The 19,418-nt window shown below is 32.8% G+C and carries 14 protein-coding genes and 1 riboswitch; of the genes, 11 read left to right on the top strand and 3 right to left on the bottom strand.

The features are described from left to right. The coding region (locus tag K292_RS18905; protein WP_027400053.1) for a saccharopine dehydrogenase family protein at positions 1 to 427 on the top strand (427 nt) is incomplete at its 5' end. 94 nt (positions 428 to 521) lie between these two features. Here the strand turns inward: K292_RS18905 and K292_RS0112150 are convergent. Together K292_RS0112150 and K292_RS18725 are read right to left on the bottom strand one after the other, a co-directional pair. Continuing rightward, entirely contained in the window at positions 522 to 1,655 is a 1,134-nt protein-coding gene (locus K292_RS0112150) for an aldo/keto reductase (protein WP_027400052.1), read from the bottom strand. A 106-nt stretch (positions 1,656 to 1,761) separates the two neighbouring features. Then, positions 1,762 to 2,106 (bottom strand): hypothetical protein, encoded by a 345-nt coding sequence (locus K292_RS18725; RefSeq protein WP_156900540.1) that lies wholly within the window; start codon positions 2,104 to 2,106, stop codon positions 1,762 to 1,764. A 53-nt stretch (positions 2,107 to 2,159) separates the two neighbouring features. On the opposite strand from K292_RS18725, the gene K292_RS0112145 reads away from it, so the two are divergent. Beyond that, complete coding sequence (locus K292_RS0112145) at positions 2,160 to 3,251, top strand: serine hydrolase domain-containing protein (RefSeq protein ID WP_027400051.1); 1,092 nt, start codon at positions 2,160 to 2,162, stop codon at positions 3,249 to 3,251. A gap of 25 nt (positions 3,252 to 3,276) precedes the next feature. Here K292_RS0112145 and K292_RS0112140 read toward each other — a convergent pair whose 3' ends face one another. Continuing rightward, positions 3,277 to 4,476 carry a hypothetical protein gene (locus K292_RS0112140; protein WP_027400050.1) on the bottom strand — a complete coding sequence of 400 codons (1,200 nt, stop codon included), beginning with the start codon at positions 4,474 to 4,476 and terminating at the stop codon, positions 3,277 to 3,279. A gap of 178 nt (positions 4,477 to 4,654) precedes the next feature. Then, positions 4,655 to 4,772: riboswitch (SAM riboswitch) on the top strand. 184 nt (positions 4,773 to 4,956) lie between these two features. Here K292_RS0112140 and metK point away from each other — a divergent pair. From metK to K292_RS17100, 9 genes are all read left to right on the top strand, one after another. Further along, the gene (gene metK, locus K292_RS0112135; protein WP_027400049.1) at positions 4,957 to 6,147 is read left to right on the top strand and encodes a methionine adenosyltransferase; all 1,191 of its coding nucleotides are present in this window, start codon (positions 4,957 to 4,959) and stop codon (positions 6,145 to 6,147) included. Positions 6,148 to 6,182: 35 nt separating this feature from the next. After that, positions 6,183 to 7,496 (top strand): aspartate kinase, encoded by a 1,314-nt coding sequence (locus K292_RS0112130; RefSeq protein ID WP_027400048.1) that lies wholly within the window; start codon positions 6,183 to 6,185, stop codon positions 7,494 to 7,496. 315 nt (positions 7,497 to 7,811) lie between these two features. After that, complete coding sequence (gene secA, locus K292_RS0112125; protein WP_207637175.1) at positions 7,812 to 10,553, top strand: preprotein translocase subunit SecA; 2,742 nt, start codon at positions 7,812 to 7,814, stop codon at positions 10,551 to 10,553. 17 nt (positions 10,554 to 10,570) lie between these two features. Further along, positions 10,571 to 11,684, top strand: a protein-coding gene (gene prfB, locus K292_RS0112120) for a peptide chain release factor 2 (RefSeq protein WP_156900539.1) whose coding sequence is annotated in 2 segments (ribosomal slippage) — positions 10,571 to 10,645 and positions 10,647 to 11,684 — 1,113 coding nt in all. Because the reading frame shifts where the segments join, the coding sequence is not laid out codon by codon here. Positions 11,685 to 11,718: 34 nt separating this feature from the next. Beyond that, positions 11,719 to 13,977 carry a Tex family protein gene (locus K292_RS0112115; RefSeq protein WP_027400045.1) on the top strand — a complete coding sequence of 753 codons (2,259 nt, stop codon included), beginning with the start codon at positions 11,719 to 11,721 and terminating at the stop codon, positions 13,975 to 13,977. A gap of 120 nt (positions 13,978 to 14,097) precedes the next feature. Then, on the top strand, positions 14,098 to 15,225 hold the full coding sequence (locus K292_RS0112110; protein ID WP_037373183.1) for a sodium ion-translocating decarboxylase subunit beta: 1,128 nt from the start codon (positions 14,098 to 14,100) through the stop codon (positions 15,223 to 15,225). Between the two features lie 189 nt (positions 15,226 to 15,414). Next, on the top strand, positions 15,415 to 16,074 hold the full coding sequence (locus K292_RS0112105) for an HAD-IIIA family hydrolase (RefSeq protein WP_027400043.1): 660 nt from the start codon (positions 15,415 to 15,417) through the stop codon (positions 16,072 to 16,074). Between the two features lie 249 nt (positions 16,075 to 16,323). Then, on the top strand, positions 16,324 to 17,592 hold the full coding sequence (locus K292_RS17105) for a saccharopine dehydrogenase family protein (protein WP_051280718.1): 1,269 nt from the start codon (positions 16,324 to 16,326) through the stop codon (positions 17,590 to 17,592). A gap of 248 nt (positions 17,593 to 17,840) precedes the next feature. Further along, complete coding sequence (locus K292_RS17100) at positions 17,841 to 19,106, top strand: saccharopine dehydrogenase family protein (RefSeq protein ID WP_084146001.1); 1,266 nt, start codon at positions 17,841 to 17,843, stop codon at positions 19,104 to 19,106. Positions 19,107 to 19,418: the final 312 nt, after the last annotated feature.

Below are 19,418 nucleotides of genomic sequence, written 5' to 3'. Positions count from 1 at the left end.
AAAGATTAAAGTTGGAAATTCAGAAATAACACCTAGGGATTTCTTGGTAAAAGTAATACCTAATCCAATTGAGCAGGCAAATGAGATGGTAGGTAAAGGATGTGCAGGAACTTGGGTAACAGGAACAAAGGATGGAATGAGAAGATCTGTATATTTATATCAAGTGGCAGATAACAGAGAATGTGTATCAAAATACGGAACAAACTCTGTTGTAGCACAGACAGCAGTAGGACCTGTAATCATGATGGAATTAATAGCTAAAGGAATCTGGGATATCAAAGGAGTACATGGACCTGAAAGCTTTGATCCTGACCCATTTGTAGAAAGACTAAAAAAATATGAATTCCCGGCAGGAATCAGAGAAATGGATTCGGAGTATTCTGACCATATCAACGAGAAGAAATTTTTAGATGCTCTTAGAAAGTAAAAAGATAATTTTGTAGAATAGATGTTAATGTACCTCATTATTTAATTTAAAATAGAGACTGAATCTGATTCAGCCTCTATTTTTATAACATATTTTATTCAAAAATATCGCTTGCTTTTTTCATAATCTCTGAGATTGGCAGATGTTGAGGGCAGTGATCTTCACAAGCTTTACAAGCTATGCACGTTGAAGGAACCCTTTTAGGAGGTATCCAAGTTTTAAAATCAGCTCTTGTTTTTTTGCTTCCGTCATAAAGAAACCATTCGTTATAAAATTTAATTATAGTTGGAATATCTATTTTCTGAGGACAGGGTAGGCAGTATTTACAAGCTGTACAAGAATACTTTATAAGTTTATTATATTCTTCTGATACCTTTCTTATAATTTGATGCTCATTTTCAGTTAAGCTTTTCGCATCTGCCTTTGAAATTATTCTTATATTTTCATTTACCTGCTCCATAGTATGCATACCGCTTAATATAGTAAGTACTTCAGGGAAATCAGCAACAAATCTAAGAGCCCATTCTGCAGGGGTTCTTTTTATTTCTGAAGAGTCCCAGAATTTTTCTACACTTGGAGGAAGAGAATCTGTTAGTTTTCCGCCTTTCAGCGGTTCCATAATAATAACAGGTATTTCTTTTTTACCTGCATATTTTAAGCCTTCTATTCCTGCTTGAAAATTTATATCCATATAGTTTAGCTGTATTTGACAAAAATCCCAAGGATAACTGTCAATTACCTTTTTAAACAAACTTAATTCATCATGAAAAGAAAAACCTATATGTTTAATTTTACCTTCTGCCTTTTTCTTTTCCAAAAAATTTATAACATTAAATTCTTCTACCTTTTTCCAAATAGGAGAAGTAACATTATGCACTAAATACATATCTATACAATCAACATCAAGCCTTTCCAATTGTTCATTAAAAATACGTTCAATGTCAGATTCGTCTTTTGCCATCCAAGCAGGCATTTTATCTGCCAAAAGAACCTTTTCCCTGTAACCATCTTTAAGGGCCTTTCCAACAACTACTTCACTTTCTCCATTATGGTACATGTAAGCGGTATCTACATAGTTAATACCTTTATCAATAGCGTTTCTAATCATTTGTATGGCTTTTTCTTCTTCAATTTTGTTAGAATCATTAGCCATAACAGGTAAACGCATAGTTCCAAAACCTAAGAGTGAGACTTCTTGTCCCGTTTTCTTAAACGTTCTATATTTCATATATAGCTCCTACCTCTTCTAAAATATATGGTATAATAACCGGATTAATTAGGCTATTATATTATTAACAGTTAATAAAAAATTGATATTACAGTATAATTACAGCCTAAAATAAGTCAAAAGATATTGATATGGCTGTGTTATAATGGTTCCTATGATTGAGACAGCGTTGCTGTAATGAAGGAACCATTGAATCATGTTTTGCGGCTTGTGTCATGATATAATGATTCCTATGATTGAGACAGCGTTGCTGTAATGAAGGAACCATTGAATCATGTTTTGCGGCTTGTGTCATGATATAATGGTTCCTATGATTGAGACAGCGTTGCTGTAATGAAGGAACCATTGAATCATGTTTTGCGGCTTGTGTCATGATATAATGGTTTCTATGATTGAGACAGCGTTGCTGTAATGTGGAAACCATTGAAACATGCTTGGTAGCTTGTGTCATGTTATAATCTTATCTTATCATATAAGTTTCTGTTGGTCAAAAGGAGAAAAAGAGTGGATATAAGAAATAAAATTAATGAATTTATGGATAAAGCATTATTTAATTATGACTTGCCTGGATTGGCAGTTGGAATTAGTATTGGCAATAAAAGCATAAATATAAATGCGGGACTTAAATATGCTAATGCAGTAGGATATGAAGATTTTTCAAATAAAAAAATCTTAACAAAAGACAGCATTTTTCATATGGCTTCTGTGACTAAGTTATTTGTAGGAACTTCAATAATGCAGCTTTGGGAAAAAGGTTTGATAAACTTAGATGAAAAGGTAGTTTATTATTTACCCTGGTTCAAAATGGCAGACACTAGATATAAAAGCATTACAATAAGGCAGCTTTTAAGTCATACATCAGGTATGCCGGATGTGAAAGATTATTGCTGGGATAAGCCCCAGCTTGACGAAGGTGCATTGGAAAGATATGTACGTTCTAAGGAAGTTTCAGAGGCGTATCTTCTATGGAATCCTGAAGAAAGAAAATTTGCTTACAGTAATATTGGGTATGAAATTTTAGGAGCAATAATTGCAAAGGTTTCAGGAATTTCATTTGAAGAATATGTTGAAGAAAATATATTTGAGCCACTTTCAATGGCTAATTCAAAGCTGCTGACTTTTGAACGTTGTAAAAACATTAAAAATGCAGAAGAAAGTCTTGATATTGAAAAGCTTAATAATTGTTCTGTTTGTGTGCCACATAAAAAGAACAAAGATAATCATATAATAAGGGAAAATTATTTTCCTTACAACAGAGCTCATGGGCCAAGCTCAACTCTTACTTCAAATATCAGTGATTTAGAAAAATGGGCCAAAGCTCATCTGAATAAAGAAATTTTAAATGAAAAAACATATGATATAGTATGGAAGGAAGAGGCTTTAGTTCCGAATAATAAAGAACATATTTGTTTGAGTTGGTTTAAAAGAGAGCAAAATAATTATACATTGTATGGACATGAAGGTTCAGATGATGGATTCAGATCCAGCTTTTGGATTTGCCCCATGGTAGATTTACACATAATGGTTGCTTCAAATTTATCTAATGCACCAGTTAAAAAAATTAGTAAGCAAATTTTTGATATGCTTACTAATTAAAGTTATTAACTATTTTATTGGTCATCTAGTCATTAAAATCATTACTGAGAGAATCAAGGAAATCTATAAAGTCATCAAAATCACTTTGGATGAATTCATATAAAATAGGTTCTTTGAATTCGTATTTCGCAGAGGGGATTAAAAATTGATCCAGAGTATTGTTTTTTAATTCCCTTTCTAATTCCTGAATTGCTGGTAGGCTGTAAGCTGCGATTAGAAATTGACCCAAATTAGTTATATAGTATAGACCATGTATGTCATCGTTTAGCCTAAAGATTTTTTTATTTACATGATTATTGTTCTTTTTAAATTGAAGAGATAATTTACCGTTTTCATGTATTGTCTGTAATGAAGCAGTGGAAAATGCATTAAACTGCATTTCAAATTCATCCACATCATTTAATATTTCGTATACTGTGATAAATTCCGCTCTGTTGAGCATCATTGCAGCTTCTGCAGATGAAATATAAAAAGAAGATTTTTTATTAACAGATACAATTTTATAATTGCTTGTAATAAATTCTGTAATAACTAACATGTATTTTTTCTCAAACTCAATAAGAGATTCACAAATATATGAAAGACCTTTTTCATCTATAAATTCATCTATTGTATTTTTACATAGAGTAGCAGGAATTAATTGAGAAATATCAGAAATTTTGCTGTTTTCTTCAATTAAAGAAGTAAAACCATCTTTATCTTTTGCAAAAGATCTCATTAAAAAATAATTAATAAGTTGATAATCGGATATAATCGGGGTACACATTTTAGATAAGGCCGTCATTTTTTCTTTTCTAGACATGTTTTCTGTTTCTTTTTTATCAAGTAGAAATTCGTACTCAACCTTACCTTCGGGTAAATTAAGAGAGAGTCTCTTGTTTGTTTCAGTAAAATGTGAAACTAAAAAATATGATTCTTTTTCTGTAATCTCTACTTTTTGACCTCCTAATCCACCTAAAAGCGCCTGTTCTATAATAGATAAGGCTCCGGGATCATCTCCGATATGGCTTTTATAACTTTCTAAGCCATATTCTTCAGCATCAAAATAGAAAAATTGGTGAAAATTGGAAGAATAATTGTCATCATCTAATTCCCAGTGTATATAAAGGACAACGACGCCCATAAGTCTCGTATCTGTGACAAAAGCTGATATAAACGTTTTCTTTTTATTCTGAATGGTAGCGCTGATACCACCTTTTATTATTTTAAAATTTCTTTGTGTCAAAATATACCTCTTTCTGATGTGATTTCTCAAAGTACATATTAAATAAAAGTATAACCTATTTTAATAAAAATACAAGTAATTACCAATGGAGTGAAAAATAAGTTTATTATATCTATTGACAATTTAATGTATAGAATATAAGATTATATTATTATACATCAAAATTTAATTTAAATAAACCTTATTAAGAGAGACAGAGGGAATAGGCCCTATGAAGTCCGGCAACCTGTATTTATAAATTATTATAAATGTAGAAGGTGCTAAATCCTACAGAATTATATTCTGAAAGATGAGGAAACATAACGGAAAAAAGCAAAAACCTCTTCTTTTGAAGAGATTTTTTTTTTTACTATGAAATATTCTTTGATATATTGATATAAATTTAATAAAAATATTATTAAATTTAAGAGCTTTGTTAAAAATTGTAAAATACATAAATTGAAATCTTTGATTTCACAATAAGTAATTTAGGAGGAAAAAATGAAAAGATTATTTACATCAGAATCTGTTACAGAAGGGCATCCTGACAAAGTATGCGATCAAATTTCAGATGCAATAGTTGATGCCATATTTGAAAAAGATCCATATGGAAGAATTGCAGCAGAAACTACAGTAACTACAGGCCTTGCTATGGTAGTAGGCGAAATTACAACAAATTGTTATGTTGATATCCCAAGTTTAATAAGAAAAGTAATTTGCGATATTGGATATACAAAAAGTGATTATGGTTATGATGGAAACACTTGTGCGGTAATGACTGCAATTCATGATCAGTCAGGAGATATTGCCATGGGTGTTGATAAGGCACTAGAATATAAAGAAGGTACATTAAATGATAATATTGATACGATAGGTGCTGGAGATCAGGGAATTATGTTTGGATTTGCTTGTAATGAAACACCTGAACTAATGCCAATGCCAATAGCGTTATCCCATAAACTAGCGTGGAAATTAGCTCAGGTTAGAAAATCAGGTAAATTAGCTTACCTAAGACCGGACGGAAAAACTCAGGTTACAGTAGAATATGACGGAAATGAAGTGGTAAGAGTTGATACCGTGTTGGTTTCAACTCAGCACGATCCTGATGTTTCACAGGAACAGATTAAAAAAGATATTATTGAATATGTTATTAAACCAATTATTCCTAAAGACCTTTTAGACGAGGAGACAAAATATTATGTTAATCCTACAGGCAGATTTGTAATTGGAGGTCCTAATGGTGATGCAGGATTAACAGGAAGAAAAATTATTGTAGATACTTATGGAGGATATGCAAGGCACGGCGGCGGTGCTTTTTCAGGAAAAGACCCTACAAAGGTAGATAGATCTGCTGCTTATGCAGCGCGATATGTGGCAAAGAATATTGTTGCTGCAGAACTTGCGGATAAGTGTGAAATAGAACTTGCGTATGCAATAGGTATAGCTAAGCCAGTCTCTGTTCTTGTAGATACATTTGGAACAGGTAAAATCGAAGATGAAAAATTAGTAGAACTGGTAAACAAACACTTTGATTTAAGACCGGCAGCTATTATTAAAGAGTTGGATTTAAGAAGACCTATTTACAGACAGCTTGCAGCATATGGCCATTTTGGAAGAATTGATTTAGATATTCCGTGGGAAAAGACTGATAAAGCTGAAATTCTTAGACAGGAAGCAAAAAACATGATATAATTCAGTATTATGTTTAATTAGAGGTGATTAAAAAAATGGGAGTAAAAGTAGCCAAATTTGGAGGTAGTTCAGTAGCCGATGCTATTCAATTAGCTAAAGTTAAGAGTATAGTAGATGCTAATCCAGACAGAAAATATGTAGTAGTTTCGGCACCTGGAAAAAGATATAGTGATGATAATAAAATTACGGATTTACTATATTTATGTAAAACACATATAGATCATAATGTAACTTACGAGCAAGTTTTTCAAGTAATATGTGACAGATTCAGAGCTATTGAATTAAATCTTGGAGTAGACGTTGAATTAGAAAAAGAATTTGATCAGATTAATGAAAATCTTAAAAATGGAGCTTCTGCAGATTATATTGCCAGCAGAGGTGAGTATTTAAATGCACTTTTAACAGCGGCATATTTAGGATATGATTTTATAGACACGAAGGATTTAATTAAATTCGATAAAAAAGGAAAGTTTTTAAATGAAGAAACTAATGAAGCTCTTGCAGCGGAATTAGCAAAACATGAAAAAGGTGTTCTTCCTGGTTTTTACGGAGCTTATCCTGATGGAAAAATTAAGACTTTCTCAAGAGGAGGTTCGGATATTACAGGAGCATTGGTTGCAAGAGCAGTAAATGCAGAAGTTTATGAAAACTGGACAGATGTTTCAGGATTTTTGATGGCGGATCCAAGAATAGTTGAAGGGGCAAAGCCAATAAGTAAAATCTCTTATAAAGAATTAAGAGAACTTTCTTATATGGGAGCTTCTGTACTTCATGAAGATGCCATTTATCCGGCAAGAGCAGCAGATATTCCTATTAATATAAGAAATACAAATGAGCCTGAACATCCGGGGACTACAATAATTGCAGAAGAAAGCAATCATGACAATAATATAATCAGCGGTATTGCAGGAAGCAAAGATTTTACCGTTATTGGAATCTATAAAAATATGATGAGCGTAGATGTTGGATTTGTAAAGAGAATTTTAAGCATCCTTGAAGATTACGATATCTATTTTGAGCATCTTCCAAGTGGTATTGATACTATTTCTGTTGTAATTTCCAATAAAGTTCTTGCAGGTCATTTGGATGACATTGTTGAAGATATTCAAAGAAAATGCCAGCCAGATTCAATAGATGTGTATACAGATATGGCACTTATTGCAACAGTAGGTTATGGAATGGCTAAAAGACCAGGTGTATCAGCTAAACTATTTGGAGCCCTATATGAAGCAGGTGTAAATATTAGAATGATAGATCAAGGTTCCAGTGAAATGAATATAATTGTTGGTGTGGAAAATACACAATTTGAAATTGCTATTAAAGCAATTTATAATGCGTTTGTAGAATAGTAAAATTTCACTAAACTTTCATAAAAGGGCGTACGCCCTTTTTTGATTTTTTTGTTTCTCTATGATATAATTATTCCTATGGTTTAAACAGATTTGTAGTAAGTAACAAATCATGAAATCATGTCTGTAATGTAATGTAATTATTCCATTGATTAGTACAGTGTTGCTATAATGGGAAATCATTGAATTCGGTTTGAATAATTATTTCTAAAGGCTATTGACATGATATGGTATAAATCTGTTAAATTATTATTATTTAAGAAAGAAATTAATATCTTAAAATCAAATAAATTCAAAAAGAGAGGGACATAAATTATGGGATTTATGGAAAAAATATTTGGTGATATAAATGCCAAAGAAGTAAAAAAAGTAGAAAAAATAGCAGATAAGATTTTAGTCTTAGATGAAGAAATGCAAAAACTTACAGATGATGAACTAAAGGCTAAAACAACAGAGTTTAAGCAGAGATTAGCAAATAATGAAACCTTAGATGATATTTTAGTGGAGGCTTTTGCTGTTTGTAGAGAAGCTTCATACAGAAGTTTGGGAATGAAGCATTTTAAAGTACAGCTTATTGGTGGTATTGTACTTCATCAAGGAAGAATCTCCGAAATGAAAACAGGGGAAGGTAAAACTTTAGTAGCTACATTGGCGGCTTATTTAAATGCTCTTGAAGGAAAAGGCGTTCATGTAGTTACGGTCAATGATTACTTAGCAAAGCGTGATATGGAATGGATGGGTAAGTTATATACTTTCCTTGGACTAACAGTAGGATGCGTAATTCATGGGATTACAAATGAGGTGCGAAAACAAGCATATCAGGCTGATATTACTTATGGAACAAATAACGAATTTGGATTTGATTATCTGCGTGATAATATGGTTATTTATAAGGAGGATATGACTCAAAGAGAGCTAAATTATGCTATTGTCGATGAAGTAGACAGTATATTAATAGATGAAGCAAGGACACCTCTTATAATTTCAGGTCAAGGAGAAAAATCCACAGATTTATATAATGTTGCAGATAAATTTGTAAGCACATTGAAAATTGAAGAGGATTTTACTATGGAAGAAAAGGATAAAACCGTTTCAATTACCGAAGATGGTGTAACAAAGTGCGAAGAATTTTTTAAACTGGAGAACTTTTCAGATCCTGAAAATATGGAAATCAACCATCATGTACTTCAAGCATTAAAAGCACATAATTTAATGAAGAGAGATGTGGATTATATTGTAAAAGATGGTGAAATAGTTATAGTTGATGAATTCACGGGACGTTTAATGTTCGGAAGAAGATATAGTGACGGACTTCATCAAGCTATTGAGGCAAAGGAAGGTATGAAAATAAGGCAGGAATCTAAAACTCTTGCAACAATTACTCTTCAAAATTATTTCAGAATGTATAAAAAACTATCAGGAATGACAGGTACCGCCAGAACTGAAGAAGAAGAATTCCGAGATATTTATAATATGGATGTTGTGGAAATTCCAACAAATAAACCTATTGCGAGAAAAGATTATGACGATTCCATATATGCCTCTGAAATTGCTAAATTTAAAGCTATAGCAAATAAGATTCAAGAATGTCATGAAACAGGACAACCGGTTCTTGTAGGTACCATATCCATTGAGAGATCAGAAATTATCAGTGATCTTTTAAAGAAAAAAGGTATAAAACATAAGGTACTTAATGCTAAACAGCATGAAAAAGAAGCCGAAATTGTTGCAGATGCAGGAAGATTGAATTCTGTAACCATTGCTACAAACATGGCCGGTCGTGGAACCGACATTATATTAGGAGGTAATCCCGACTTTGAAGCAAAACGTGAAATGAGAAAATTTGGGTATGATGAAAACGCTATATCCTATGCTTCCAGTTTTATTCCTCTTGAGGATGAAGAACTAATTAAAGCAAGAGAAGAATATAACAAACTTGCAGATAAATATAAAGAAGAACGTGCAGAAGAGCAGAAAAAGGTAATTGAACTAGGTGGACTCTATATTATTGGTACAGAGCGTCATGAATCACGTCGTATAGATAATCAATTAAGAGGTCGTGCAGGTCGTCAGGGAGACCCGGGAGCAACACAGTTCTTTATTTCATTAGAAGATGAATTAATGAGATTATTTGGAGGGGAAAGAATCCAAAATATTGTGTCTAAACTAGGTATGGATGATGAAGATCCAATAGAAGCGGGGATGCTTACAAAATCCATTGAAAATGCTCAGAAAAAAGTTGAAGGAAGGAATTTCTCCATAAGAAAGTATGTATTACAATATGATGATGTAATGAATAAACAAAGAGGCATAATTTATGAAGAACGAAGACGTGTTCTGGAAGGTGAAGATTTGAGAAATCATATAATGGTTATGGTTTCTGAACTTGTTGATGAATGTGTAAATCCTGTAGTTGTTGAATCAAAATTTGCAGAACAATGGGATTTGGCAGCACTTGAAGCAGCTTTAAAAAGAATTTGCGGAGAATTTAAGGGATTTAATTATACTGAAGAAGAAATTCAATCCTTAGATGTAGATTCTCTAAAAGAAGATATAATGAAGAAATTTGAAGATCTCTATAAGGCTAAAGAAGAAGAAATAGGCCAAGAGAGAATTCGTGAGCTTGAAAGAATGATTTTGATCAGAGTAGTAGACAATAAATGGATGGATCATATTGATGCTATGGATCAGTTGAGATCCGGTATTGGTCTTAGAGCCCTTGGTCAGCAGGACCCTGCGAAAGCTTATTCCGCAGAAGGCTTTGATATGTTTGAGCTTATGATTCAATCAATTAAAGAAGATACTGTTAAATTCTGCTTTAATGTAACTGTTCAGACAAATACAGAGAGAAAACAAGTAATAGGTGAAGGAAAAGAGAAAAAAGAAGATTTTGAAGGAAACGATTTAGATAATAATGGTCAGATGCCTTCAGAAACAAAAGTTCCAGAACGAGAAAAGAAGCAAGAACCTATTCGCAGAGGGGAAAAGATAGGAAGAAATGATTTATGCCCTTGTGGATCAGGGAAAAAATATAAAAATTGTTGCGGCTCAAATTAATATAAGGAGTTGAAGATATGGTTGAGTTAGATCAGATAAAATATGAACTTACAGATATGACTGTAAATTTAAAAGAATTGGGTGAATCTCTTTGACTTGCCTAAATTATTGGAAAAACAAAATGAAATAAATTTTAGAATAGAGCAAGAAGGATTTTGGGATGATCACGAGGAAGCCCAAAAGATATTAAAAGAGAAAAAAAGCTGTGAATCAAAGATAGAAGAATACAAATTATTGGAAACAGAGCTGGAAGATATAGGTGTTCTTATTGAAATGGCTATTGAAGAAGATGATGAAGGTATGGTAGAGGAAATTCAATCATCTTATGATAAATATAAGAATGATATGGAGAATTTACGTCTGAAAACATTGCTTAATGGTGAATATGACAGTAATAATGCCATAATTTCCGTGCATGCTGGATCTGGTGGTACTGATGCCCAGGATTGGGCAGAAATGTTGCTTAGAATGTACACAAGATGGTCAGAATCAAAAGGATATAACGTTAAAATTTTAGATTATCAAGATGCTTCAGAAGGGGGCATTAAAAGTGCTACTCTGTTGATTGAAGGTGAAAATGCCTATGGATATTTAAAAAACGAAAAAGGAGTACATAGAATAGTACGTATTTCTCCGTTTGATTCATCAGGAAGAAGGCATACTTCTTTCGCGTCTTTAGACGTGATGCCTGAAATTGATGATGATATTACAATAAATATTAATCCTGATGATTTGCGTATTGACACTTACAGGTCTAGCGGTGCAGGAGGTCAGCATGTAAATAAAACAGATTCAGCTATTCGTATTACCCATATACCTACTAATATTGTAGTGTCTTGCCAAAATGAAAGATCGCAGCATCAAAATAAAGAAACAGCAATGAAGGTTCTTATGTCTAAACTTATAGAATTGGCAGAGCGTGAGAAAAAGGCTAACCTTGATGAACTTGCAGGTGATTATAGTCAGATTACTTGGGGAAGTCAGATAAGATCATATGTATTTCATCCATATTCTATGGTTAAAGATCATAGAACGAACGCTGAAGTAGGCAATGTCCATGCGGTTATGGATGGGGATTTGGATTATTTCATAAATGAAAAGCTTAAACAAAAAGAAGTAAATGCACAGTAAGTTAATAAAAACATATTCTTCAAAGGAGAACTAAATGAATATAATTGAAAAGTTGGCTCAAGAATTTAATATTAAGATATCACAAGTAGAAAACACGGTTCAGCTTATAGATGATGGCAATACCATTCCATTTATTGCTAGATACAGAAAAGAAGTAACAGGAGCTCTTTCTGATATTATTCTTCGTGATTTAGATGAAAGATTAAATTATCTGAGAGGTCTAGAGACACGTAAAGAAGAGGTAATAAAAATTATTGAAGAACAAGGAAAGCTTACCGACGAATTAAAAGAAGAAATCGTAAAAGCGGAAGTACTTCAAAGGGTGGAAGATTTATATAAACCATTTAAGCAGAAAAAATCCACACGTGCATCAAAAGCAAAAGAAAAAGGTCTTGAGCCGCTGGCTAATCTTATTCAGAATATGGAAATAGAAGAAGGTACTCTTGAAGAAGCTGCATTACCTTATGTAGATGAGGAAAAGGGTGTAAACACATGGGAAGAAGCTATAGCAGGTGCTGCTGATATTATTGCAGAAATAATAGCAGATGACCCTGAATTTAATTCAGCTGTAAGAGAAAAAACATTAAAAGACGGATATATTGTATCTGAAGCTACGGACAAAGAAGAAAGCACAGTATACGATATGTATTATGAATATAGTGAACCTATTGCTAAAATTCCAGATCATAGAGTTTTGGCTTTAAACCGAGGTGAAAAAGAAAAGAAATTAAAAGTAAAAGTAAAAGTTTCAGTTGAATACATACATGAGTTTTTAAAGGAAGCTTGTATAAAAAATGAAAAGTCCATTTTTGCAGAGGTTATGAACAATACTATTGAAGATGCTTATAAAAGACTTATGGCACCTTCAGTTGAAAGAGAAATGAGAAATTTGCTTACTGAGAGGGCGGAGAAGGAAGCTGTAAAAGTATTTGCAAAGAATACAGAAAAACTTTTAATGGTTCCGCCTGTAAAAAATGCGAAAATAATAAGCATTGACCCAGGTTACAGGACAGGCTGTAAGGTGGCAGTTCTTAATGAAACGGGAAAACTTGTAGCCTACACTACAATTTATCCTACAGAACCTAAAAAAGATATAGCCGGTACAGAGCGAGTTCTTTTGAAACTTATAGAAAAATATGATTGTAATGTAATAGTAATTGGTAATGGAACAGCATCAAGAGAAACAGAATTAGTCGTTGCTGATTTTATAAAAAAGAATAACCTTACAAATGTGAGCTATACAATTGTAAATGAGGCTGGAGCATCCGTTTATTCTGCTTCTAAACTTGCAACGGAAGAATATCCGGATTTAGATGTTACTACTAGAGGGGCAATGTCAATAGGAAGAAGACTTCAAGATCCATTGGCTGAATTAGTAAAGATATCACCAAAACATATTGGTGTTGGTCAGTATCAACATGATATAAATCAAAATCTTTTGGATAGTGCACTTACCAACGTTGTGGAAGATTGCGTAAATAGAGTGGGGGTTGATTTAAACACCGCATCAGCATCCCTTCTTTCATATATTGCAGGTATAAATGCAGGAATAGCTAAAAACATAGTTGCTTACCGTGAGGAAAACGGTAAATTTAAAAATAGAAAAGAATTAAAAAAAGTAGCAAAATTAGGTGAAAAAACATTTAATCAATGTGCTGGATTTATGCGTATTTCTGAAGGAGAGAATCCTTTAGACGGTACATCGGTACATCCGGAATCTTATGAAGCAGCTGAATCCATGTTGAATAAATTAGAAATTGACAAAGTGGAAATATCAAAGGGTGGTTCAAAACAGATAGAAGATAAAATTCTGAAAATGTATCCGTCAGAGAAAAAGAAATTGGAGAACGGTCATGGCAAAGGATTAGCTGCCCTTGCAGTGTTGGTAGATGATAAAAAGGATAGTAAAAAAAGCCTTTCAAAAAGCATTGAAAAAATGGCAGAAGATATTGGTATAGGGTCAATGACTTTAACAGATATCGTAAGTGAAATAAAAAAACCGGCAAGAGATCCTCGTGAAGATGCTCCCACTGTAGTTTTCAGAAATGATGTTTTAAGTTTTGAAGATTTAAAAATAGATATGGAACTTACAGGAACGGTGAGAAATGTAGTGGATTTTGGAGCTTTTGTGGATATAGGAGTGAAAAATGATGGGTTAGTCCATATTTCGCAAATAAGTGATAAATATATAAAACATCCTATGGATGTAGTAAGTGTAGGGGATACAGTAAAAGTTAAAATTTTAAACATAGATTTTGAAAAGCAAAAAGTTGCTTTAACCATGAAAATTTAGTAAGATGTATACAGTATTAATCTTATAATTTATTGTAATTGATATACGTATGTGTTACTATTTTATCGTCATAATTTACCGAAAATTTTGAAAACCGTTGTGGAAAGGAGAAAGAGATCTATGTTGTTACAGACAATAAAAGATTTTTTAGGAACTACTGGTATCCTTAATATGGATTACAAAAGTGCAATTATGATAGGCGTTGCATTGCTGTTTTTATACTTAGCCATCAAAAAGGGCTTTGAGCCGCTCCTGTTGGTCCCAATAGCTTTTGGGATGCTGTTGTCAAATCTTCCGTTAACCGGTATATTTGACGAAGGTGGATTATTCAATCATTTTTATCATTTTAATAAACTGGGGATTTTCCCGCCTTTGATTTTTTTAGGAATAGGAGCAATGACAGATTTTGCACCATTAATTGCAAATCCTAAATCTTTATTAATAGGAGCAGCAGCTCAATTTGGAATATTCTTTACACTTCTTGGGGCATTGCTTTTCCCGTATTTAGGTGGATTTAATGCGCAAGAAGCGGCAGCTATTGCAATTATAGGCGGTGCAGATGGACCTACTGCCATATTCCTTACTACAAAGTTAGCACCACATTTATTAGGTGCAATTGCAGTAGCAGCATACTCATATATGGCTCTTGTGCCGGTTATTCAACCTCCTATTATGAAAGCTCTTACAACAAAGAAGGAAAGAGTCATAAAGATGGACCAATTAAGAGTTGTATCACAAAAAGAAAAAATTCTTTTCCCAATTATAGTAACTATTATTGTTGTATTAATTCTTCCTGCCGCAGCACCACTTGTAGGTATGCTTATGTTAGGAAATTTATTTAAAGAAAGTGGAGTAACAACAAGATTATCTGATACAGCAGCTAATTCATTAATTAACATAGTTACAATTTTATTAGGAATTTCTGTTGGAGCATCAGCACAAGGTCCTACTTTCTTAGTTGCAGCAACAATTAAAATTGTAATACTTGGAATTATGGCATTCTGTATAGGAACTGCCGGTGGTGTACTTCTTGCTAAATTGATGAACCTTTTAACAGGAGGAAAGATAAATCCGCTTATAGGATCCGCAGGAGTTTCTGCAGTACCTATGGCAGCCAGAGTATCGCAAAAAGTTGGTCAGCAGTATAATCCAACAAATTATTTGTTAATGCATGCAATGGGTCCTAATGTTGCAGGTGTTATTGGATCTGCAGTAGCAGCAGGAGTTATGCTGTCTATGTTTGGCTGATCTATAAATTAATTTAATAAAAACTTTTTAACATAAGGTTCGTTTGCAAAAGCAGGGGAACCTTTTTGTGTTTAATAAATATTATTTTATCAATTTACTTTTTTATTTAGGTAATGTTAACTACACATTTTGATATAAAAAAAGAATTATGATATTATATGGTTATAATAAAAGTTATTAAGAGGATAGGTGAGTATAAAAAATATGGAAAAAATAAATACAATATTATTTGATTTTGATGGAACAGTAATGGATACAAATGGTGTAATTATTAATTCATGGCAGCATACTTTCAGAACTTTAGAGGGTAAAGAAAGAACTGAAGATGAAATTATAAATACATTTGGTGAACCCTTAGCTATTACTATGGAAAAATTACTTCCCAATGTTCCTGTAGATGAGGGAGTGAAAATTTACAGAAGCTACCATTATGAAAATTTCAGTGATTTGATTACTGTTTTCCCTGGAGTAATAGAGTTATTAAAAAAATTAAAGAAAGAAGGATATAAAACCGCAGTGGTAACATCAAGAATGATGTACACCACAAAACAGGGCTTGGATAAATATGATTTAAATGACTATTTTGATGCAATTGTAACTTGTGAAGATACAAATAAACATAAACCTGACCCTGAGCCTATAAATATCGCACTTGAAAAACTCAACGCAAAGCCTCAAGAAGCTATTATGTTAGGTGACAGTATGTTTGATATTTTATGTGCAAAAAATGCAGGAGTAAAATCCGTCCTTGTAGGATGGGCCCTTGCTGTAAATGAAGAAGATAAAAATGGTCCTGATGCACCGGATTACATTATAGAGAAAGCAGAAGAATTATTAGATCTAATTTAATAAATTTGTATTTGTTTGTTTGAATTTTATAATTATCTTGTTGACCAATAGGATCCTACTAAGGTAAAATATTAAAAGACAACAACATTTTAAATATTTCGAAAGTTTTTATTTTAAAAATTGTCATAAGAGAGAGGTAAAATATATTAGAAATCATATTGTTATTAGATAAACATAGAATAATTAACTGTCAATATGGGAGAATAGAAATATTTAGATGTAATTTACGCTTTTTTTGGAGGTAAAAAATTGAAAATTTTAATGGTAGGAACCGGTGGTGTTGGCGAAGCAGCAGCGGTAATTGCAAGTCAAAGAGACCAAAGAGGTGATTGGCTGGAATTAATGGTACTTGCCAACAGAACGTTGGAAAGAGCTGAGATGGTATCAAAGAAAATTGGAGATAAAAGGTTTCCGGCTGAAAAGGTAGATGCAGAAAATAAAGAAGATGTAAAAGCCTTAATAGAAAAATATAATATTGATATTTTGTTTAATGCATGTGATCCAAGTTTAAATGAAAATTTATTTGATGTGGCTTATGAATGTGGTATTCATTATATGGATATGGCATTGAGTTTAGCAGTACCACATGAAACTGATCCATATAATAAAACAAATATTAAAATGGGTGATTATCAGTTTGCAAAACATGAAGAATGGGATAAGAAGGGATTATTAGCCCTTGTAGGGGTTGGAATTGATCCAGGAGCTGTAAATGTATTTGCAAGATTCGCTCATAAACATTTTTTTGATGAAATAGATGAAATTAACGTTAAAGATGGTGGCAATTTAACGGCAGAAGGTTATGATGTTTCATTTGGTTTTTCTATTTGGACAACCATTGATGAATGTTTAAATCCTCCGTATAAATGGGAAAAAGATAAAGGCATTTATACGGTAGAACCATTTTCTGAACCGGAATTGTTTACCTTCCCTGATGGAATAGGTGAACAGGAACTTGTAAATGTTGAACATGAAGAAATGGTAATGCTGCCTAGATATATGGGTGATGTGGCAAAGAAAATGACCTTTAAATATGGGCTAGGCTCAGATTTTATTACAATGTTAAAAAACTTAAAAGCATTGGGCCTTGACAATAAACATAATAAGGTAAAAGGAACACAGCTGACTCCGAGAGACGTTGTCAGCATGGTAGCACCTAATCCTGTGGATATTGCAGATAAAATAACAGGAAAATGCTGTGTAGGAACTCAGGTCATAGGGAAAAAAGATGGACTTGAAAGAAAAATATTTATCTATCAGACAACTGATAATAAAGAGGTTATGGATAAAATAGGTTCCGGCTGCGTAGTTGCTCAGACAGCATATAATCCAATTATTGCATTAGAATTATTAGCTACAGGAAAATGGAAGGGAAAAGGCGTATTAGGTCCTGAATGTTTTAATCCGGATGATTATATTAAGCTGGCAGATGAATATGATTATTATATGGGCATGATGGAAATGGATTCAGAATATAAAAAAGTATTGGATAAAAAAGTTTTATTAAATGTAAAATAAAATATTAGTCATAAAAATACGAGGTATAGACCTCGTATTTTTATTATTAAAGCTAATGCCCTTAAAGATGTTTGATTTTTCTGTCAACTTTATCTTGACCACTTGCTTAGGGTATTGTAAAATATATATAGCAGAGTACTGAGGGGTACTTTGCTGAACTTCATCTCGCTTAGCAAAGCTCTGCCTCACGGGAAATTGCTAGGGTAAATTATTTACCTGAAAATTTATAATCGTTTGGAGGCGAAATTTTGAAAATTTTAATGGTGGGAACCGGTGGAGTCGGTGAAGCGGCGGCTGTTATAGCAAGTAAGAGAGACCAAAAAGGTGATTGGTTAGACTTAATGGTACTTTCTGATTACGATTTAGAAAGAGCACAGGCAGTATCAAAGCGAATCAATGATTCAAGGTTTCCGGCCGAAAAGGTAAATGCAAGAGATAAGGAAGAAGTTAAAGCTTTAGCAAAGAAATATGATGTAGATATTATTTTTAATGCATGTGACCCAAGTTTTAATGAAAATTTATTTGATGTGGCTTATGAATGTGGAGTAAACTATATGGATATGGCATTGACTCTTTCAGTACCACATCCAACAGATCCATATAATAAGACTAATATTAAAATGGGCGATTATCAATTTGAAAAGCATGGAGACTGGGAAAAGAAAAATCTTCTAGCTCTGGTTGGTATAGGGATGGACCCGGGAGCAGTAAATGTTTTTGCAAAATATGCACAAAAGCATTATTTTGATGAAATTGATGAGATTAGTATTAAGGATGGTGGAAATTTAACAGCGGAAGGGTATGATATTACATTTGGTTTTTCAATTTGGACCACTATAGATGAATGTTTAAATCCTCCTTTTAAATGGGAGAAAGATAAAGGTATTTATACGGTAGAACCATTTTCCGAACCTGAGCTATTTACTTTCCCGGACGGTATTGGAGAGCAGGAGCTTGTAAATGTTGAACATGAAGAAATGGTTATGTTACCAAGATATATGGGTGATGCTGCAAAAAAGATGAGCTTTAAATATGGGCTTGGATCTGAATTTATTACTATGCTTAAAAATGTTAAGGCTTTAAGACTTGATGATAAACATTCTAAAATTAATGGAACGGATTTGTCGCCTAGAGATGTTGTTGGAATGGTAGCTCCAAGTCCAACAGAAGTGGCTGATAAGCTAAAAGGTAAATGCTGTGTGGGTACAGCAGTTACTGGAAAAAAAGATGGTCTGGAAAGAAAAATATTCATTTATCAGACAACTGATAATGAAGAAGTTATGAATGAAATTGGTTGTGGTTGTGTTGTTGGTCAGACGGCGTATAATCCTGTTATTGCACTGGAACTCCTTGCTACAGGAAAGTGGAACGGTAAAGGTGTATTAGGTCCAGAATGTTTTGAACCCGACGATTATATAAAACTTGCCGATGAATATAATTTTTATATGGGCATGATGGAAATGGATTCAGAATATAAGAAAGTACTTGATAAAAAAGCTTTGCTGAATGTATAATAATTAATGAAATAAGAATTTTTAAATACATATGATTAAATAAAAAGGGGCTGTAAAATAAGTCTCTAAAAAAATCCATCATCATCGGAGATAATTTCGATGATGATGGATTTTTAATTTTTATAGTGCTTTCAATATATATCATTGAAAAATGAGTGCACAAAATAAGGAGTTATCTTTTTGAAGGCTATTTTTCGATTTCTATTATGCCACCAATGCAACTCGATTTCGCTTATTGTAATATTTATATAAGTTGTAACCACAAGAAATTAAAGTAAGTTCAAGAATTACTCCTTTAAGTCCTCTCCTAAA

The organism is Anaerovorax odorimutans DSM 5092 (assembly GCF_000426305.1).
In the GTDB taxonomy this organism is placed as follows: Bacteria; Bacillota; Clostridia; order Peptostreptococcales; family Anaerovoracaceae; genus Anaerovorax; species Anaerovorax odorimutans.
Note: the sequence above shows the minus strand (reverse complement) of the source record. Positions and strands in the feature narration are given on the sequence as shown.